Source organism: Pseudomonas sp. NPDC090208, from assembly GCF_044746785.1.
In the GTDB taxonomy this organism is placed as follows: domain Bacteria; phylum Pseudomonadota; class Gammaproteobacteria; order Pseudomonadales; family Pseudomonadaceae; genus Aquipseudomonas.
This window is the reverse complement of record NZ_JBIVCU010000021.1, coordinates 100869-119474: the sequence shown is the minus strand read 5'-3', so window position 1 is coordinate 119474 and position 18606 is coordinate 100869. Positions and strand designations below refer to the sequence as shown.

General features: G+C 61.8%; 15 protein-coding genes and 1 riboswitch. Of the genes, 5 read left to right on the top strand and 10 right to left on the bottom strand.

Going from position 1 to position 18606, the window contains the following annotated elements; translation table 11 throughout:
- Positions 1-359: 359 nt before the first annotated feature.
- Positions 360-1280, bottom strand: a complete 921-nt coding sequence (locus ACIPL0_RS27055; RefSeq protein WP_400601414.1) for a LysR substrate-binding domain-containing protein — start codon at positions 1278-1280, stop codon at positions 360-362.
- 166 nt (positions 1281-1446) lie between these two features.
- Here ACIPL0_RS27055 and ACIPL0_RS27050 point away from each other — a divergent pair, with 166 nt between their 5' ends.
- The gene (locus ACIPL0_RS27050) at positions 1447-2064 is read left to right on the top strand and encodes a hemolysin III family protein (protein ID WP_400601416.1); all 618 of its coding nucleotides are present in this window, start codon (positions 1447-1449) and stop codon (positions 2062-2064) included.
- Between the two features lie 191 nt (positions 2065-2255).
- On the opposite strand, the gene ACIPL0_RS27045 is transcribed toward ACIPL0_RS27050, so the two are convergent.
- Positions 2256-2975: a 16S rRNA (uracil(1498)-N(3))-methyltransferase gene (locus ACIPL0_RS27045; protein ID WP_400601418.1), complete on the bottom strand. Its 720-nt coding sequence runs from the start codon at positions 2973-2975 to the stop codon at positions 2256-2258.
- Between the two features lie 145 nt (positions 2976-3120).
- A complete protein-coding gene (locus tag ACIPL0_RS27040; protein ID WP_400601420.1) occupies positions 3121-4527 on the bottom strand; it encodes an adenosylmethionine--8-amino-7-oxononanoate transaminase in 1407 nt (468 codons plus the stop codon).
- 224 nt (positions 4528-4751) lie between these two features.
- Between ACIPL0_RS27040 and ACIPL0_RS27035 the strand changes: the two genes are divergently transcribed.
- The 3 genes from ACIPL0_RS27035 (at position 4752) to ACIPL0_RS27025 (ending at position 8207) form a co-directional block, all read left to right on the top strand.
- Positions 4752-6554, top strand: coding sequence for a flavin monoamine oxidase family protein (locus ACIPL0_RS27035; RefSeq protein WP_400601422.1), 1803 nt, complete (start codon positions 4752-4754; stop codon positions 6552-6554).
- Positions 6555-7026: 472 nt separating this feature from the next.
- Positions 7027-7578, top strand: coding sequence for a cytochrome b (locus tag ACIPL0_RS27030; protein ID WP_400601423.1), 552 nt, complete (start codon positions 7027-7029; stop codon positions 7576-7578).
- A gap of 32 nt (positions 7579-7610) precedes the next feature.
- On the top strand, positions 7611-8207 hold the full coding sequence (locus ACIPL0_RS27025) for a YceI family protein (RefSeq protein ID WP_400601424.1): 597 nt from the start codon (positions 7611-7613) through the stop codon (positions 8205-8207).
- Positions 8208-8487: 280 nt separating this feature from the next.
- Here the strand turns inward: ACIPL0_RS27025 and ACIPL0_RS27020 are convergent, their stop codons facing one another.
- The 5 genes from ACIPL0_RS27020 to ahcY all read right to left on the bottom strand — a co-directional run bounded on the left by ACIPL0_RS27020 (position 8488) and on the right by ahcY (position 15255).
- Positions 8488-10410, bottom strand: coding sequence for a DEAD/DEAH box helicase (locus tag ACIPL0_RS27020; RefSeq protein ID WP_400601426.1), 1923 nt, complete (start codon positions 10408-10410; stop codon positions 8488-8490).
- A 217-nt stretch (positions 10411-10627) separates the two neighbouring features.
- Positions 10628-11443, bottom strand: a complete 816-nt coding sequence (locus ACIPL0_RS27015) for a substrate-binding periplasmic protein (RefSeq protein WP_400601428.1) — start codon at positions 11441-11443, stop codon at positions 10628-10630.
- An 83-nt stretch (positions 11444-11526) separates the two neighbouring features.
- Positions 11527-12612, bottom strand: a complete 1086-nt coding sequence (locus tag ACIPL0_RS27010; RefSeq protein WP_400601598.1) for a hypothetical protein — start codon at positions 12610-12612, stop codon at positions 11527-11529.
- Between the two features lie 113 nt (positions 12613-12725).
- Positions 12726-13571 carry a methylenetetrahydrofolate reductase [NAD(P)H] gene (gene metF, locus ACIPL0_RS27005; protein ID WP_400731627.1) on the bottom strand — a complete coding sequence of 282 codons (846 nt, stop codon included), beginning with the start codon at positions 13569-13571 and terminating at the stop codon, positions 12726-12728.
- Positions 13572-13845: 274 nt separating this feature from the next.
- Positions 13846-15255, bottom strand: coding sequence for an adenosylhomocysteinase (gene ahcY / locus ACIPL0_RS27000; RefSeq protein ID WP_400601431.1), 1410 nt, complete (start codon positions 15253-15255; stop codon positions 13846-13848).
- A 21-nt stretch (positions 15256-15276) separates the two neighbouring features.
- Positions 15277-15387: riboswitch (S-adenosyl-L-homocysteine riboswitch) on the bottom strand.
- 190 nt (positions 15388-15577) lie between these two features.
- On the opposite strand from ahcY, the gene ACIPL0_RS26995 reads away from it, so the two are divergent.
- Entirely contained in the window at positions 15578-15982 is a 405-nt protein-coding gene (locus tag ACIPL0_RS26995) for an acyl-CoA thioesterase (RefSeq protein ID WP_400601433.1), read from the top strand.
- A 158-nt stretch (positions 15983-16140) separates the two neighbouring features.
- Here the strand turns inward: ACIPL0_RS26995 and otnI are convergent, their stop codons facing one another.
- Together otnI and ACIPL0_RS26985 are read right to left on the bottom strand one after the other, a co-directional pair.
- Positions 16141-16932, bottom strand: coding sequence for a 2-oxo-tetronate isomerase (otnI, locus tag ACIPL0_RS26990; RefSeq protein WP_400601435.1), 792 nt, complete (start codon positions 16930-16932; stop codon positions 16141-16143).
- A gap of 152 nt (positions 16933-17084) precedes the next feature.
- The gene (locus ACIPL0_RS26985) at positions 17085-18542 is read right to left on the bottom strand and encodes an SLC13 family permease (protein ID WP_400601437.1); all 1458 of its coding nucleotides are present in this window, start codon (positions 18540-18542) and stop codon (positions 17085-17087) included.
- Positions 18543-18606: the final 64 nt, after the last annotated feature.

Below are 18606 nucleotides of genomic sequence, written 5' to 3'. Positions count from 1 at the left end.
ACAGGGTGAGATGGAAGTCTCCCAACGGTCTGTACTGGCTAGAGTCAGATTCGGCTTTCCGTCCTGCCCACCCCATCAAGTCTAAGCATACAAGCGGGCTTACCCGCGAATGCGGTGTGTCAGCCGAAGCCGGGTTGTCTGAATTGACGCTTTCGCGAGCAGGGCTCCCTCCCACGGATTGTGTTTACTCACACAACCTGCGGCTGGTCATGGTCCTGTAGGAGCTGGCTTGTCCTGCGACCGGCGGGGTACCCGTCGTAAAGCCTGAGAATGCGGTCTGCCTGACACAACGTATTCGCTGGATTTACTGCCGGTTCCCGGCAGGTCGCGGGGTAAGCCGCGCTCCTACAGGGACCGCGTCAACCTTCAAGCAGGCGATTGGAGTACATCCGGCATTCCGCCAGCAACGCCAGCAGATTCGGATCGCGTTCGCGGGCCTTGAGGAAGACCAGGCCGATGTGCTGCTGCAGGTGATAGCGCGCTTGCAGCGGAATCAGTCGCACGCGGTTTTCGTACACGGCAGCGATCCGGCCCGGCAGCAGCGCATAGCCGACGCCGGAGCTGACCATGCTCAGCAGGGTGAAGATGTCGTTCACCTGCATCGCCACCTTCGGCTCGAACCCAGCCTGCTGAAACACCCGCATGCCGTCGCGATGGGTGGCGAAGCCTTGGGTGAGGGTGATGAACGTTACTTCGCGCAGGTCGCTCAGGTCCACTTCGCTTTGCCCGGCAAACGGTGAGTCAGCGGGCGTGGCGAGAAAAATGTCATCGGAAAACAACGGCAGCTGCTCGCAATCGGCATCGCTGACGCTTTCGTTGAGCGACACCAGAATCGCGTCCACTTCCATGTTCTTCAGCTTGTAGAACAGGTCGATGTTCGAGCCGAGGATCAGGTCGATGTTCAGCTCGCTGCGGCGGATCTTCAGGCCCATGATCAGCTGCGGCACGGTCTTCACCGTCAGCGAATACAACGCCCCCAGCTTGAACCGCGCGGCGGAAAAGCCAGCCGCCTGGCGGGTCTGTTCCACGGTACTCAACACGTCCTGCACCAGCTTCTGCGCGCGCTCCTCCAGCACATAGGCGCTTTCCAGCGGCGTCAGGTTGCGCCCCTCGTGTTTGAACAACGGGCAGCGCAGGGCACTCTCAAGCGAGTGAATCGCCCGGTGCACGCTGACCGTGCTGGTCTGCAGCTCGACGGCGGCGCGGCCCAGATTGCCGGTGCGCATGAAGGCCAGAAAGATCTCCAGCTTCTTCAGGGTCAGTTCTTCGTCGATCTGCATGGCGTGTGGTTCGCTCGAATTGTTGTGACAGGCGATGCCGATTGTGCCCAACTCGCAGGCCGGTGGCTGCAATAAATTCTCATTTGGGCTGACACATGGATTGCGCTTTTGCACCATAAGCTGGAGCCTTGGGTCATATCCTGCAATCCAGAGAGGTATTTTGCGGATGTACTACGGAGAGAAATTCAACGCCTGGACGCATCTGGTGGGGGCCGTGCTGGCGTCCATCGGTGCGGTCTGGCTGCTGGTCATCGCCAGCCTGGCCGGCGATGTGTGGAAGATCGTCAGCGTGTCGGTCTATGGCGTGGCGCTGGTGCTGCTGTACAGCGCGTCGACGGTCTACCACAGCGTGCGCGGGCGGGCGAAGGTGATCATGCAGAAGGTCGATCACCTGTCGATCTATCTGCTGATCGCCGGCAGTTACACGCCGTTCTGTCTGGTGACCCTGCGGGGGCCGTGGGGCTGGACGCTGTTCGGGATTGTCTGGGGGCTGGCGGTGATCGGCATGCTTCAGGAGATCAAGCCGCGTTCGGAGGCGCGGGTCATGTCCATCGTGATCTACGCGGTGATGGGCTGGATCGTGCTGGTGGCGGTCAAGCCGCTGATGCGCACGCTGGGGACTGCCGGGTTCACCTGGCTGGCGCTCGGCGGGGTGTTGTACACCGTAGGCATCATCTTCTTCGCTTACGACAAGCGCTTCCGCCACTGGCATGGCATCTGGCACCTGTTCGTGATCGCCGGCAGTCTGCTGCATTTTGTGGCGATTACGCGGTATGTGCTGTGAGCCCCCTATCTCCACAATCGTCGTAGGAGCGCGCTTGCCCGCGATGCGCCAGATCAGACGCTGTATCTGTGACTGACACACCGCAATCGCTGTAGGAGTGAGCTTGCTCGCGATGCGCTTGATCAGACACCACATCGGTGCCTGAAAGACCGTCATCGCGAGCAAGCTCACTCCTACAAGGGGATGGCCCCCTAAAAATCCCCCCACAACTGCTGCGCCACGCTCAGCGCCACCACTGGTGCGGTTTCGGTGCGCAGCACCCGTGGGCCGAGGCGGGCGGCGTGGAAGCCGGCGTCTTGCGCCTGGTCGACCTCCGCGTCGTTGAGGCCACCTTCCGGGCCGATCAGGAAGGCCAGCGTTGCCGGTTTGGCGTGGCTGGTCAGCGGTTCGGCCACTGGATGCAGCACCAGCTTGAGGTCGGCCTGGGTGTGTTTGAGCCAGTCGGCCAGCGTCACCGGCGAATTGACCACAGGCACCACCGAGCGCCCGCATTGCTCGCAGGCGCTGATCGCCACCTGTTGCCAGTGGGCCTGACGCTTCTCGGCGCGTTCGTCCTTGAGGCGCACTTCACAGCGCTCGCTGATGATCGGGGTGATCTCGTTGACGCCCAGTTCGGTGGCTTTCTGGATCGCCCAGTCCATGCGCTCGCCACGGGACAGGCCCTGACCCAGGTGCACGCGCAACGGCGACTCGGTCTGCCCGGCGAAGCTTTCGGCAATCTGCACGCGCACCTGTTTCTTGCCGACTTCCACCAGCGTGGCGCGAAACTCCATGCCGGAGCCATCGAACAGTTGCAGCGCATCGCCCTCGGCCATGCGCAACACACGACCGATGTAATGCGCCTGGGCCTCGGGAAGCTCGTGTTCGCCGAGGCTCAGCGGCGCGTCGACGAAAAAGCGGGAGAGTCTCATGGTTGTGTCTCGATAAAGAAGTGTGTCGCAGCATTCAATTGTAGGAGTGAGCTTGCTCGCGATTGCGTTCTGTCAGGCACCGATGTGGTGTCTGGTCTCACGCATCGCGAGCAAGCTCACTCCTACAGGAGCGGTGAAGCCATCTTCAGCCCGGATCACGAAAATCCGGATGGAAATTCTCCCGCACCGGCACGCTGACGCTGCTGCGTGTGGCGATGTCGATGCCTTCGCTGGCGACTTCGGCGAGGAAGTCGATCTGCTCCGGGGTGATCACGTACGGCGGCAGGAAGTACACCACGCTGCCCAGCGGACGGAGCAGTGCACCACGGGTCAGGGCGTGTTCGAAGACCTTCAGGCCGCGCCGTTCCTGCCACGGGTAGGCGGTCTTGCTGGCCTTGTCCTGGACCATTTCGATAGCGATGGCCATGCCGGTCTGGCGCACTTCGGCAACGTTCGGGTGATCGGCCAGGTGCGCTGTCGCCGTCTTCATGCGCTGCGCCAGTGCCTTGTTGTTCTCGATGACGTTGTCCTGCTCGAAGATATCCAGCGTTGCCAGCGCAGCGGCGCAGGCCAGCGGGTTGCCGGTGTAACTGTGCGAGTGCAGGAACGCGCGCAGGGTCGGGTATTCGTCGTAGAACGCGCTGTAGACGTCCTCGGTGGTCAGGCACGCCGCCAGTGGCAGGTAGCCGCCGGTCAGGGCCTTGGACAGGCACAGGAAGTCCGGACGGATACCGGCCTGCTCGCAGGCGAACATGGTGCCGGTGCGGCCGAAGCCGACGGCGATTTCGTCGTGGATCAGGTGTACGCCGTAGCGGTCACAGGCCTCGCGCAGCAGCTTGAGGTAGATCGGGTGGTACATGCGCATGCCGCCCGCGCCCTGGATCAGCGGCTCGATGATCACCGCCGCGACGGTATCGTGGTGCTCGGCCAGGGTCTGTTCCATCACCTCGAACATCGTCCGCGAGTGGGCTTCCCAGCTCACGCCTTCCGGACGGTGGTAGCAGTCCGGGCTCGCCACCTTGAGGGTGTCCATCAGCAGCGCTTTATAGGTTTCGGTGAACAGCGGCACATCGCCCACCGACATCGCCGCCACGGTCTCACCGTGATAGCTGTTGGTCAGGGTGACAAAGCGCTTTTTGTTCGGCTGGCCGCGGTTGAGCCAGTAGTGAAAGCTCATTTTCAGCGCGACTTCGATGCAGGACGAACCGTTATCGGCGTAGAAGCACCGGGTCAGACCTTCCGGGGTCATTGCCACCAGACGCTCGGACAGCTCGATCACCGGCTGATGGCTGAAGCCGGCCAGAATCACGTGCTCCAGTTGGTCGACCTGATCCTTGATGCGCTGGTTGATGCGCGGGTTGGCATGGCCGAACACGTTGACCCACCACGAGCTGACCGCGTCGAGGTAGCGCTTGCCTTCGAAGTCCTCAAGCCATACGCCTTCGCCGCGCTTGATCGGGATCAGCGGCAGCTGCTCGTGGTCTTTCATCTGGGTGCAGGGGTGCCACAGGACCTTGAGGTCGCGTTGCATCCACTGGTTGTTGAGGCCCATTGGCAATCTCCTGGTAGCAGCTCGCATGGCGCGAGGGCGAAACAATCGCGCAAGCCTATGCAATGCCCGGCGCAGGGACAACCTTTAGCGCGATTTCACTACCGTAAATATGCCCGATGGACATTGTCTGGCGGGCGTTTCATGGCTGGCGTATGCTTCGCGCCTCTTCGAAGGTTCCGATACTGAAATCTGAATTTTCTCTCGTTAATTCCGGAGTTCGCTTAATGCTTCCTGGTTGGCTGCGCGCCTGTGCGCTGGTGATGGTTGGGCTGGTCAGCGCGTCGGCGCTGGCCGTGGATAAGCCGCATACGGCGATTGTCGTCGGCGGCGGCATGGCCGGTCTGACGGCAGCTTATGAGCTGCAGAACAAGGGCTGGCAGGTCACCCTGCTGGAAGCCAAGCCCAGCGTCGGTGGCCGTTCGGGCCTGGCCGGCAGCGAATGGATCGGCAACGCCAAGGCGCAGCCGGTGCTCAACCAGTACCTGGAACGCTTCAAGCTCAATCCGGTGCCGGCGCCCGAATTCGTGCGTACCCCCGGCTATCTGATCGAAGGCGAGTACTTCACTGCGGCCGACCTGGCGACCAAGCAGCCGGCCACTGCCGAAGCGATCAAGCGCTACGAAACCACCCTGGATGATTTGGCCAAGTCGATTGCCGACCCGGAAAACCCGGCTGCGACCAGCGCGCTGTTCGCCCTGGACCAGACCAACGTCTCGACCTGGCTAGACCGTCTGAACCTGCCGGCCACCGCACGTCAGTTGATCAACCAGCAGATCCGTACCCGTTACGACGAGCCGTCGCGCCTGTCGCTGCTGTATTTCGCCCAGCAATCGCGGGTCAACCGCAATGTCGAAGACCGCGACCGTCGCGCCGCGCGTCTGCCCGGTGGCAGCGCGGTACTGGCCGATGCCTTCGTCAAACAGCTGAAAGTGATCAAGACCAACTCGCCGGTATCGGCCATCAATCAGGACAAGGACGGCGTGACCGTCAAGGTCGGGGCGGTGGGCTACGAGGCCGAGTATCTGGTGCTGGCCGTGCCGTTGCGCGCGCTGAGCAAGATCCAGCTGACCCCGGCGCTGGACGCCCAGCATCAGGCGGCGATCAAGAGCACCAACTACGGCTGGCATGACCAGATCATGCTCAAGTTCAAGACGCCGGTATGGGACAGCAAGGCGCGCATGTCCGGCGAAATCTACAGCAACACCGGTCTGGGCATGCTCTGGATCGAGCCTGCGCTGAAGGGGGGCGCCAACGCGGTGGTCAACCTGTCCGGCGATAACGCGCGGATCATGCAGGCGTTTGGCGACAAGCAACTGGTGGATCAGGTGCTGATCCGTCTGCACGCTTTCTATCCACAGGCCCGTGGCGCGTTCACCGGCTATGAAATCCGTCGTTCCAGTGTCGATCCGTCCACGGGCGGCGCCTACCTGGCCTACGGTCCGGGGCAGATCAGCAAGTTCTGGCGCCTGTGGGAAAAACCGCTGCAGCGCATCACCTTTGCCGGTGAGCACACCGACGCGCTGTATCCGGGCACGCTGGAAGGTGCCCTGCGCACCGGTCAACGCGCGGCGAGCCAGGTGCAGGATCTGGCGGCCGGCAAGTCGTTCGAGCCGGTGAAAGTCGCACCGCCGAAAGCGCCTGAGCCAGCCGCGAAAGACAGCGGCGGCGGTATCGGCGGCTTCTTCTCCAACATGTTCGGCGGCTCCAAACCGGAAGCCAAACCGGTCGAGAAAGCGCCAGAGCCAGCTCCGGCACCTGCGCCAGCGCCTGCTCCGGTCACGCCACCGCCTGCACCAGCGGTCGAGCCGGCCAAGCCTGCGGTCACCGAGCCTGCGAAGAAGGCCCCAGCGAAGAAAGAGGCCGTCAAGAAAGAGCCAGCCAAGAAAGAACCGGCGAAAAAAGAGCCAGTGAAAAAGGCTCCGGCCACCACGCACAAGACGCCTGCCAAAACCGAGGCCAGCAAAAAAGCCCCGGCCAAGGCCAGCAGCGAAAAAGCGGCAGCCCCGGCGGCCGACAGCAAGAACTGAGCGGTAGAACGCTGAGGTGAAAAAGGCGCGGCTTAAATACCGCGCCTTTTTTTTCGTCTGGCGAATAACCGTTACGTCTAGAGTGTTATTTCTGTAGCAGTCCGGCTTGCCGGCGGCGGGGCCTGCGAGATCGCTACCGCCGGCAAGCCGGACGGCTACGGATGCATTGCCCACATTGCTTTTGATTCTGGCCGGAGGCCGTGGGAGGGAGCTCTGCTCGCGATAGCGTCAGGTCAGTTCATGATGGGTTGACTGGCGCACCGCAATCGCGAGCAGAGCTCCCTCCCACAAAAGCAAACGGCGTACGCAAATACACACGTAATGCTGGGTTAATCTCCTGTAAGGAAAACTATGACGGGAAATTTCCATCGTATTTCCTGATATTTCAGAGCGAAATTTTGCGCTTTCTTTAGATAGGTAAAGCGCTAGTCTTTCTCGCAGCTTCACAGGCTGCTTTTACAGGAATGGCACCATGCAGTTACGCAACTCTTCTTCTCGTTATGGCTGGGTCAGCATCGTTTTGCACTGGGGCGTGGCGTTGACGGTTTTCGGGTTGTTCGCGCTGGGGCTGTGGATGGTCGGGCTCGGTTACTACGACGCCTGGCGCAAGGCGGGGCCGGATCTGCACAAGAGCATCGGCATCACCCTGTTTCTGGTCATGCTGATTCGTGTGGTCTGGCGTTTCGTCAGCCCACCGCCGCCGGCACCGGCCAATCACAGCCGCTTCGTGCGCATCGCCGCCAAGTTGGGCCACGCGTTCCTGTACCTGGACCTGTTCCTGGTGATGTTTGCCGGTTACCTGATTTCCACCGCAGAAGGTGTCGGGATTCCGGTGTTCGGTCTGTTTGAAGTGCCTGCGCTGATCAGCGGACTGCCCGACCAGGCAGACGTGGCCGGCGAAGTGCACCTGTATCTCGCCTGGACCCTGGTGATCTTTGCGGTTCTCCATGGGCTGGCGGCTTTGAAGCATCACTTCATCGATCGTGATGCGACCCTTGTTCGTATGCTGGGCCGCAAGGCCTGACGCGCAATTCAACTTAGAAAGGAAGACAACCGATGTTGAAAAAGACTCTTGCTGCACTGGCTCTGGGCACCGCTCTGTTCTCGGCCGGCCAGGCCATGGCCGCCGACTACACCATCGACAAGGAAGGCCAGCACGCCTTCGTCGACTTCAAGATCAGCCACCTGGGCTACAGCTTCATCCACGGTACGTTCAAGGACTGGAGCGGTACTTTCAGCTTCGACGCTGCCAAACCTGAAGACAGCAAGATCAGCATCGACATCAAGACCGCCAGCGTCGACACCAACCACGCCGAGCGTAACAAGCACATCAGCAGCAAGGACTTCCTGGACGTCGCGACCTATCCTGACGCCAAGTTCGTGTCCACCAAGGTCACCAACATCGGCAAGAACGCCGACGGCAAGACCACTGCTGACGTGATCGGCGACCTGACCCTGCACGGCGTGACCAAGCCGGTCACCGTCAAAGCCACCTTCCTGGGTGAAGGCAAGGACCCATGGGGCGGCTACCGTGCTGGCTTCGAAGGCACCACTTCGATCAAGCGTTCCGATTTCGGCAAGATGATGGACCTGGGTCCACAGTCTGACGAAGTCACCTTCGACATCTCGTTCGAAGGCGTCAAAGCCAAGTAAGACGGGCTGCAGCAATAAAAAACGCCGACCTCAGGGTCGGCGTTTTTGTGTGTGAGCTGCAATCTGTGGGAGCCGGCTTGCTGGCGAATGCGTCAGATCAGACACCCCGGGGAAAATCCTGTAGGAGTGAGCTTGCTCGCGATGCGCCAGATCAGACAACACATCGCTGGCTGACAGATCGCAATCGCGAGCAAGCTCACTCCTACAGATTCGGCGTCAGCCTCCAGAACCAGACAAAAAAGCCCCGAACCGGTCGGGGCTTTTTCGTGTGCGGCAATGCTTAGCGATTACGCGTCAGCAGTGCCGGCTTCTCACCGCGTGGGCGGCTTGGCAGTTGGTCCAGTTGCTCCGGCGTCGGGAAACGGTCGGCCTTGGATTCCTTGTGCATGATCTTTGGCTGGGTCTGACCCTCACGCGGGTTCTTCACCGCTGGCTCCTGACGACCCTGATCGTCACGGGCCGGACGGCGGTTGCGTGGCTGGTCTTCACGACGACCCTGGCTCTGGCCGTTGCGTGGGCCATTGCGCTTGGCGCCGGAACCGTTGCTGGCGCCACCACCGGCAGTGCTGCCAGTGCCGGTGCTGCTGCCGTTGCGCGGGTTGTTGCGACCCTGGCCTTGCGGGCGTGGTGCCTGGGCAGAACCTGCGCCCGGTGCACCCGGACGACGGTTGCGACCCTGCTGGTTCTTGTTTTGGTACGGGCTGACGTAGTCGGCGCGGTTGCCGAAATTGTCGACCTCGTCATCCAGGAACTCGTCCGGTGCGCGATTGGCGGCTGGCGCGGCAGGTTGAGTCGAACGGGCTTCGCTCGACGGTTTGCCTTGACGCGGCTTCTGCTGACGACGTGGCTGACGGGCAGGGCGTTCACCTTCTTCGCTGGCTGCGGCCGCCGGCTTGTCCTGCTTCTCCGGCTTTTCCTTGCCCTTGTCTTTGCCCTTGTCCTTGCGACCGCCGCCACCACCGCCGCCACTGTTGTCGCCGCGCTGACCACGGGCGTTGCGCGGGTTGCGCACGTCCGGACGCTCGCGGACTTCCGGCTTCTCGGCCTCGACGGCGTTAATGTCGAAGCCCATCAGATCACCGTCGGCGATCTTCTGGCGGGTCATGCGCTCGATGCTCTTGAGCAGTTTCTCTTCGTCCGGCGCCACCAGCGAAATCGCCTCACCGCTGCGACCGGCACGGCCTGTACGACCGATGCGGTGTACGTAGTCTTCGTCGACGTTGGGCAGTTCGAAGTTGACCACGTGAGGCAACTGGTCGATGTCCAGGCCGCGAGCGGCGATGTCGGTGGCAACCAGGATACGCACGGAGCCGGCCTTGAAGTCGGCCAGGGCTTTGGTCCGCGCGTTCTGGCTCTTGTTGCCGTGGATCGCGGCGGCACTCAGGCCGTGCTTGTCCAGGTACTCGGCCAGACGGTTGGCGCCGTGCTTGGTGCGGGTGAACACCAGCACCTGTTCCCACGCGCCCTGAGTGATCAGGTGCGCCAGCAGCGAACGCTTGTGGTTGGCCGGCAGACGGAACACGCGCTGTTCGATGCGCTCGACCGTGGTGTTCGGCGGCGTGACTTCGATGCGTTCCGGGTCATGCAGCAGCTTGCTCGCCAGCGCGGTGATGTCAGCCGAGAAGGTCGCCGAGAACAGCAGGTTCTGACGCTTGGCCGGCAGGCGCGCGAGGACTTTCTTCACGTCGTGAACGAAGCCCATGTCCAGCATGCGGTCGGCTTCGTCGAGCACGAGGATTTCAACGTGGGACAGATCGACGCTGCCCTGGCCGGCCAGGTCGAGCAGGCGGCCCGGGCAGGCCACCAGTACGTCGACGCCACGGGCCATGGCCTGAACCTGCGGGTTCAGGCCGACGCCGCCGAAGATGCAGGCGCTGACGAACTTGAGGTTCTTGGCGTAGATCTTGAAGCTGTCGTGAACCTGGGCAGCCAGTTCACGGGTCGGGGTCAGGACCAGAACGCGCGGCTGGCGCGGGCCGTGACGCTGGGATTTGTCCGGGTGACCGGCGGGGAACAGGCGCTCCAGGATCGGGAGGGCGAAGCCACCGGTTTTACCCGTACCTGTCTGAGCGGCAACCATCAGGTCGCGGCCTTGCAACACGGCGGGAATGGCCCGCTGTTGCACCGGAGTAGGCTGGGTATAGCCAGCAGCCTCGATGGCGCTGACTAGAGCCTCGGAGAGACCGAGGGAAGCAAAGGACATGAGGAATCCTGTCTTAAGTTGGGGCCGAGGGGCCCGAATAGGGATGATGTGCTCGGCGCAAAAAAATGTTCGAAGGGCGCAGTCCCGGGGTCTGTAAGTTCAACTCGTGGCAGGGGCGCGTGAACGGAAATGCGCTGCTGGCGGGGTCGAGAAGTCTTCTGTGAGACCGAGCATCCGGGCGTAAGCCTGGCGGGAAGGCCGGAGTATAACAGAGCAATCACAATGCGCTGCGTTCGTGCTGCTCAACGGCTTTCAAGCCATCGTCCGATGCCTGCGGGGCCTGAGCAGGGGCGGGTGGCTCGCCGGTGTAGCGTGTCACCAGTTGAGCGTAGGCCGGCTCGTGCTTGAAACGCCGCAGTTCGGCGCTGAAACGCTGCATCAGCAAATCCATGCCGACGTTGCGGCGCAGGGCCAGGAACATGTCGCGGCGGTTGATCACGGTCGGCAGTTGGCTGATCTGATCGCGCAGTTTCAGGGTGTCGAGCATCTGCTGGCCCAACAGGCGATCGGTCACCAGCAGGTCGATACGCCCGCGCGCCAGCTTGCCGAAGTTGGCCTCGTGGCTGGGTGCAGGCTCGCGGGTGAACAGGGTCGACGCGTCGAATTCCGGGCTGTACAGGTACCCCGGCGACACGCCCACGGTCAGCCCGGCAAGGTCCTGCAGGCTGTTGAACGGATGAGGCCTGGCGTTGGCCTGGAACAGTACCCAGCTGACTTCGGACAGCGGCTCGGCGGGGTACAGCAGCAAATCGTCCCGCTCACTGACCTTGAAGATATCCAGCACACCGTCTGCCTCGCCCTGTTCCAACATCAGCAGGCAGCGTTTCCATGGCAGGAACTGCCACTGCACGTCGATGCCCAGGCGCTTGAACACGATGTTGGTCATTTCGTAATCGAGCCCGGAAACCTGATCGCCGTCGACAGTCACGTAAGGCGACCACGGCTCGGTGACGATGCGCAGCCTTTCGCCCAGAGCAGCAAAGCTCAGGCCGGCGAGCAGGGCGGTCAGCAGAAGGCGGGAGATCAGGGACATGGCGCGAGAGTACGACGCCAGACCGGCAATGAGAAGCGGTGTTTCCCCGATACGCGGTGCAGTGCGCATCGGGGGCGGGCTGGTCAGCGAGGTGTCTGGATCTGTACCAGATGCTGATAGATCGCCGTGCTGCGCCGCCCCAGCAGGCGTTGCACCATCCAGTGGTCGAGCCACTGACGCAACTGGTCGGGGGCTATCGGCTTCTTGATCCGCTGTTCGGCGTTATAAAAGGCTTTTTCCCACCAGACGTGCGAACAGGCGCGGTCGAACTCGTTGGGGTATTCGCAGCAGCCATAAAGCAGTTCACGGACAAACTGTCGCTGCTGACCGGGTACCGCGAGGGTCGCTGCCTTGTACAGCAAACGTTGCCAGGACGCCGGGCGCGGCAAGTGTGGTGAGACCTTGGCGGTGTCTGCCAGGGCGTGAGCGCTGAGCGGCGCGCTGTCGTGCTTGCGCAGCCAGGCGCGGACCTTGGCCCGGAACACCTGCTTGCGGCTCCAGTAATGGTGAATCAGGTCCGGGCATTGCTCGACGGTCAGGCTGCGATAGGCCGCCACTCCCAGACAGAACTCCTCAAGGGTGATCGCGCCGGGGGTGAGCGGAAAGAATTCGTCCATCAGCGCGAGGGAGGAGTCGAGCACGGCGATGTTGTTGCGGGTCAGACCGATCACTCCGGAGTTGATCAGGCTCATCTGGTCGTCTGCCAGATTGCGTCGGACCAGCGTTTCGGCCAGGGCGGTATAGAGGATTGTGTCCTTGCAGTCGGCGTAGCGCAGGCGCAGGGCGTTGCATAGCAGGCTGTCGGGGCGAACCCGTTCGAACAGCGCCATGGGGCTGGCGAGAAAGAACGTGTCGGTGTCGATCAGAATGACTTTTTCTGCTTCGGCGAGCACGCAGCGCGCGACTTCGTGCTTGCAGCGAAAGCCGTAATGGTGGGGGCCGCTCCAGGCCTGGCGGGTCTGGCTGTCGAACGGGCGCACGCGCACCGGCAAGTCACGGTAAGGCTCGGGGTTGTCGCTGAATACTTGAATGTCGAATGGCCGTTCGGCGGGCTCGCCGGATTGGGCCAGTGCACTGGCAATGCTGAATACGGCTTCCTGATGGTAGGTGTCGGCACCGAACACCAGGTACACCAATTGCGGGCGGGGTGTGATCTGATTGCTTGTAATCAACTGCGTGGGTATCCGTCTCGATAAGGCTCCAGCAAGCCTCGTAGTGACGAAGCCTGCCGGTGAAACGTTGCCTTATTGTGACCGGAGCGACCAGCACAAATTCTTGCCGTTTAGCGGGGCAGCTTGAGGTTGTTCCAGATCGCCAGGCTCGGTTCTGCCTGATTCAGGGTGTAGAAGTGCAGACCGGGGGCTCCGCCTTGCAACAAGCTCTCACACATTTCTGTGATGACCTGTTCACCGAACGCCTGAATGCTCGCCGAATCGTCGCCGTAGGCTTCCAGTTGCTTGCGGATCCAGCGCGGGATTTCCGCACCGCAGGCATCGGAAAAGCGCGCCAGCTTGCTGTAGTTGGTGATCGGCATGATGCCCGGCACCACCGGGATGCTCACGCCCATCTTCTGCACGCGCTCGACGAAGTAGAAGTAGCTGTCGGCGTTGAAGAAATACTGGGTGATCGCACTGTCGGCACCGGCGTTGGCCTTGCGCACGAAATTCTGCAGATCGTCTTCGAAGTTGCGCGCCTGCGGGTGCATTTCCGGGTAAGCGGCGACTTCGATGTGGAAATGATCGCCGGTTTCTTCACGGATGAAGTTGACCAGATCATTGGCGTGACGCAGCTCGCCGCTGGCCATGCCCATGCCGGACGGCAGGTCGCCGCGCAGGGCCACGATGCGCTTGATGCCGGCAGTCTTGTACTGGGTCAGCAGACCGCGCAGGTCGGCCTTGCTGTCACCGACACACGACAGGTGCGGTGCAGACGGAACGTTCACTTCGTTTTCCAGCTGCAGCACGGTGTTGATCGTGCGGTCACGGGTCGAACCGCCAGCGCCGTAGGTGCAGGAGAAGAAATCGGGGTTGTAGCCAGCCAGCGTACGGGCGGTGGCCATCAGTTTTTCATGACCAGCGTCGGTCTTCGTGGGGAAGAACTCGAAGCTGTAGCGACGGTCTTGGGACATGGTGGAATCCTGGAATTCAGAAGCCTGACACGAGACCTGTAGGAGTGAGCTTGCTCGCGATTGCGATTATTCAGCCAATGTAGCGTTGGCTGACACACTGCAAATCGCGAGCAAGCTCACTCCTGCAAGGCTGCGGCTGTTCATGTGGGAGCCGGCTTGCTGGCGAATGCGTCGGAACAGTGACATCGAAGTCGCCTGACACAACGGTTCGCCAGCAAGCCGGCTCCTACAAAGCGGCACCCGCTCCCACGGGGAGAGCGGGCCGCCGCGCCGATCAGTAGCGGTAAGCGTGCGGCTTGAACGGACCTTCGACGGTCACGCCGATGTAATCGGCCTGGGTCTTGGTCAGCTTGGTCACGACGCCGCCGAAGCCGCGGACCATTTCCAGGGCCACTTCTTCGTCCAGCTTCTTCGGCAGCACTTCAACGGTCAGGCGCTCGGCTTTCTGAGCCGGGCTCAGGTCAGCGTACTTCTGGCCGAACAGGAAGATCTGTGCCAGGACCTGGTTGGCGAACGAACCGTCCATGATGCGGCTTGGGTGACCGGTGGCGTTGCCCAGGTTCACCAGACGGCCTTCGGCCAGCAGGATCAGGTAGTCGTCGTTCTGTGGGTCGAAATCACCAGCGCCGGTGCGGTGGATCTTGTGCACTTGTGGCTTAACTTCTTCCCATGCCCAGTTCTTGCGCATGAAAGCGGTGTCGATTTCGTTGTCGAAGTGACCGATGTTGCAGACCACGGCACGCTTTTTCAGCGCCTTGAGCATGTTCGCGTCGCAGACGTTGACGTTGCCGGTGGTGGTCACGATCAGGTCGATCTTGCCCAGCAGGGCCTTGTCGATGCTGGCTTCGGTGCCGTCGTTTTCACCGTTGATGAACGGCGAAACCACTTCGAAACCGTCCATGCAGGCCTGCATGGCGCAGATCGGGTCGACTTCGGTGACTTTGACGATCATGCCTTCCTGACGCAGGGACTGAGCCGAACCCTTGCCCACGTCGCCGTAACCGATGACCAGCGCCTGCTTGCCCGACAGCAGGTGGTCGGTGCCGCGCTTGATGGCATCGTTCAGGCTGTGACGGCAGCCGTACTTGTTGTCGTTCTTGCTCTTGGTGACCGAGTCGTTGACGTTGATCGCAGGGATCTTCAGTTCGCCCTTGGCCAGCATGTCCAGCAGGCGGTGAACGCCAGTGGTGGTTTCTTCGGTGACGCCGTGGATGCGTTCCAGCATCTGCGGGTATTTCTTGTGCAGGATCTCGGTCAGGTCGCCGCCGTCGTCGAGGATCATGTTGGCGTCCCAAGGCTGACCGTCCTTCAGGATGGTCTGCTCGATGCACCACTCGTACTCTTCTTCGGTTTCACCTTTCCAGGCGAAAACCGGGATGCCGGCAGCGGCGATGGCAGCAGCGGCCTGGTCCTGAGTCGAGAAAATGTTGCAGGACGACCAGCGCACTTCGGCACCCAGGGCAACCAGGGTTTCGATCAGCACGGCGGTCTGGATGGTCATGTGGATGCAGCCGAGAATCTTCGCGCCCTTGAGCGGTTGCTCACCGGCGTACTTGCGACGCAGACCCATCAGGGCCGGCATTTCCGATTCAGCGATGATGGTTTCGCGACGGCCCCAGGCAGCCAGGGAAATGTCGGCGACCTTGTAGTCGTTGAAATCGTTGGGCGTCAGTACAGCGCTCATAAAGAGTCTCCATTCGTAGTGTGCGAATGGGCGCCGTTGTGCGTTTAAGGCCTGCCGGCTGCAATGAGCCTGAACAGACAACGCCCCATCCGAGCCTGACAGGTCTGACCTGCTGCAGCGCCCCTCGGACAGGTGGCGGGAGAACGGTATCAAGGGGTGATGACCGTTTTTTGAAGCGGGGGCGATTATAGCGGCGTCGTTGCATAAGCCCAAGGCTTAAATGACGGATGACTAATCGCGACCATAGTCGATGCTCAATGGAGGTAAACGCCGGGGGCTGGCACTATGCTCGTCATCAACAGGCAGACAGACAGGAGCGAACATGAACTTCCACACTCGCAAATGGGTTAAACCCGAAGACCTCAACCCCAACGGCACTCTGTTCGGCGGCAGCCTGCTGCGCTGGATCGATGAAGAGGCGGCGATCTACGCCATCGTGCAACTGGGCAACCAGCGTGTGGTGACCAAGTACATTTCGGAGATCAACTTCGTCAGCGCCTCGCGCCAGGGCGACATCATCGAACTGGGCATCACCGCCACCGAGTTCGGCCGCACCTCGATCACCCTGACCTGCCAGGTGCGCAACAAGATCACCCGCAAGAGCATCCTGACTGTCGAGAAGATGGTGTTCGTCAACCTCGGCGAAGACGGCCTGCCGGCGCCTCATGGCAAGACCGAGATCACCTACGTGAAGGATCAGTTCAAGGATGAAGTGGTCAGCGAGTAAGCACTGCTGATCGCTTCTGGCCGAAGGCCGTGGGAGCCGGCTTGCTGGCGAATGCCGAGGAAATTCCTGTAGGAGTGAGCTTGCTCGCGATGCGTCAGATCAGACACCTTGATGTCGGTTGATCCGCCGCGTTCGCCAGCAAGCCGGCTCCTACAGGGTCAGGTGGGGTTGCGGGCTTTCCAGTCGCGCAGCCACTGCAGGCCTTCGCTGGTATCGCCACGCGGGCGGTACTCGCAGCCGACCCAGCCGGTGTAGCCGAGGCGGTCGATTTCTTCGAACAGCCACGGGTAGTTCACTTCACCGATATCCGGCTCATGACGGTCCGGCACGCCAGCGATCTGGATGTGGCCGATGCCGGCGAAATCGCGGCGCAGCTTGACGGTGACGTCACCTTCGACGATCTGGCAGTGGTAGCAGTCGAACTGCACCAGCAGGTTGTCGGCGCCGACTTCCTTGCGCACGGCCTGGCCCTGATCCTGACGGTTGAGGAAAAAGCCCGGAATGTCGCGGGTGTTGATCGGTTCGATCAGCACGGTAAGCCCGGCCTTCTTCGCTTCCTGAGCCGCGTAGGCCAGGTTTTCCAGATAGACCGCATGATGCTTCTGACGCAGGTCTTCGCTCGGCAGCAGGCCGGCCATCACGTGAATGCGCTCGTTGCCCAGCACCGCGGCGTATTCCAGCGCCTTGGCAAAACCGCTGCGGAATTCGCTTTCACGACCCGGCAGCGAAGCGATGCCGCGCTCGCCCTTGGCGAAATCACCCGGTGGCGCGTTGAACAACGCCTGGGTCAGGCCGTAGTCGTCCAGGCGTTTCTTGATCTCTTCAGCCTTGAAATCGTACGGAAACAGGTACTCCACGCCATCGAAACCATCGGCAGCCGCTGCGCCAAAACGGTCCAGAAAATCGTGTTGCGGATACATCATGCTGAGGTTGGCAGCGAAACGCGGCATGTTTATCTCCTGTGTTAAAAATCAGGCTTTTGAAAACGTAGCGAGCGAAGGCAAGACAAGGCAAAAACAGGCGGGAAAGCGGAGTTTAGGGCCCTAAATGAGCATTTCCCGCCTGTTTTTAACGCAGTATTGCCGAGCGCAGTAGTTTTCAATCAGACGAAAGGCCAGAGCAGCAGAGTGATCAGAAAGCCCAGCGTACCCAACACGGTCACCAGGAACGTCCAGGTGCGCAGGCCGTCACCGACGTTCAGGCCGGCCAGTTTGGTGAACATCCAGTAACCGGCGTCGTTGATGTGCGACATCGCCAGGCCGCCACCGCCCATGGCCAGGCACAGCAGGGCCATGTGGTTGGCGGAGAGGTTCAGGCTGGCGATCAGCGGGCTGAGAATACCGGCGGTGGTCACCAGCGCCACTGTGGTCGAGCCTTGCACCGCACGCAACAGCAATGTCAGCAGGAAGCCCAGCGCCAGCACCGGCAAGCCGGTGTTACGCAGCGCTTCGGAGACCACGGCACCGATGCCGGTGTCGACCAGCACCTTGCCGAACACGCCGCCAGCACCGGCGATCAGGATCACCATTGCCACGCCCGGCAGTGCCGAACCGATCACGTCGGAGACCTGGCTACGGCTCCAGCCGCGGCGCGAACCGAGCAGCCAGGCGCACAGCAGGGTGTCGATCAGCAGCGCCACCAGCGGCGCGCCGAGCACGGTCAGGACTGCACGCAGGCCCGAATCGGCCGGCAGCATGGTGGTCGCCAGCGTACCCAGCAGGATCAGGATGATCGGCAGCAGAATCAGGGCAATGATGATGCCCGCGCCCGGTGCCGGTGCCTTCGGCAGACGCGCCGCCAGGCTGCTGGCGCTTTCTTCCAGGCTCAGTTCCTTGGTGTGGGTCGCTTCGACGGTTTTCGAATAATCGTTGTTGGCCCAGGCCAACAGGTCGTCGTTGCTGATGTGCGGACCGTAGACTTCGCTGCGGATGTCATCGGTCATCGGGTAGGTCTTGCGGGTCATGCGCCCGGCAATCACGTAACCGATCAGGCACAGCACGCCGACGATCGGCAGGCCGAACATCAGCACGCGGCCCAGGTCCGCGCCCAGTTGGCCGGCTGCCGCGACGGCACCCGGATGCGGCGGCAGGAAGGCGTGTACCGACAGCAGCGCGGCGCACATCGGCAGGGCGAAGATCAGCAGCGGCTTGCGCGCGGCACGGGCAACGCCGTAGGCCAGCGGCATGAGGATGATCACGCCGACTTCGAAAAACACCGGAATGCCGACCATGAAACCGGCCACGGTCAACGCCAGCGGGGTGCGCCGGTTGCCGAAGCGGTTGATCAGGGTCTTCGCCAGCGCCTCGGCGCCGCCGGAGAGTTCGATGATGCGCCCGATCATGGCACCCAGCGCGATGATGATCGCGATGTGGCCGAGGGTCTTGCCCATGCCGCCTTCGATGGTGGCAACCAGATCGGTCGGCTTAACGCCAGCCACCAGCGCGACAATGATGCTGACCAGCATCAGCGCCACGAACGGCTGGAACTTGAACTTGAGCACCAGAAGCAGCAGCAGCGCGATGCCGGCTCCGGCGATGGTCATGAGAAGAAGTGGAGTCATGTCGTGTTTGCGTCCGTTGTTATTGTTGTCCGGCAAAGCCGGGCTGCCGGAAGCCGTTTTCACG

What these genes read in the sequence shown, in the direction of transcription:
- ACIPL0_RS27055 (WP_400601414.1), bottom strand. Translation starts at nt 1,280, where the DNA reads ATGCAGATCGACGAAGAACTGACCCTGAAGAAGCTGGAGATCTTTCTG.
- ACIPL0_RS26995 (WP_400601433.1), top strand. Translation starts at nt 15,578, where the DNA reads ATGAACTTCCACACTCGCAAATGGGTTAAACCCGAAGACCTCAACCCC.
- otnI (WP_400601435.1), bottom strand. Translation starts at nt 16,932, where the DNA reads ATGCCGCGTTTCGCTGCCAACCTCAGCATGATGTATCCGCAACACGAT.
- ACIPL0_RS27030 (WP_400601423.1), top strand. Translation starts at nt 7,027, where the DNA reads ATGCAGTTACGCAACTCTTCTTCTCGTTATGGCTGGGTCAGCATCGTT.
- ACIPL0_RS27045 (WP_400601418.1), bottom strand. Translation starts at nt 2,975, where the DNA reads ATGAGACTCTCCCGCTTTTTCGTCGACGCGCCGCTGAGCCTCGGCGAA.
- ACIPL0_RS27015 (WP_400601428.1), bottom strand. Translation starts at nt 11,443, where the DNA reads ATGTCCCTGATCTCCCGCCTTCTGCTGACCGCCCTGCTCGCCGGCCTG.
- ACIPL0_RS27040 (WP_400601420.1), bottom strand. Translation starts at nt 4,527, where the DNA reads ATGGGCCTCAACAACCAGTGGATGCAACGCGACCTCAAGGTCCTGTGG.
- ACIPL0_RS26985 (WP_400601437.1), bottom strand. Translation starts at nt 18,542, where the DNA reads ATGACTCCACTTCTTCTCATGACCATCGCCGGAGCCGGCATCGCGCTG.
- ACIPL0_RS27050 (WP_400601416.1), top strand. Translation starts at nt 1,447, where the DNA reads ATGTACTACGGAGAGAAATTCAACGCCTGGACGCATCTGGTGGGGGCC.
- metF (WP_400731627.1), bottom strand. Translation starts at nt 13,571, where the DNA reads ATGTCCCAAGACCGTCGCTACAGCTTCGAGTTCTTCCCCACGAAGACC.
- ACIPL0_RS27035 (WP_400601422.1), top strand. Translation starts at nt 4,752, where the DNA reads ATGCTTCCTGGTTGGCTGCGCGCCTGTGCGCTGGTGATGGTTGGGCTG.
- ACIPL0_RS27020 (WP_400601426.1), bottom strand. Translation starts at nt 10,410, where the DNA reads ATGTCCTTTGCTTCCCTCGGTCTCTCCGAGGCTCTAGTCAGCGCCATC.
- ahcY (WP_400601431.1), bottom strand. Translation starts at nt 15,255, where the DNA reads ATGAGCGCTGTACTGACGCCCAACGATTTCAACGACTACAAGGTCGCC.
- ACIPL0_RS27025 (WP_400601424.1), top strand. Translation starts at nt 7,611, where the DNA reads ATGTTGAAAAAGACTCTTGCTGCACTGGCTCTGGGCACCGCTCTGTTC.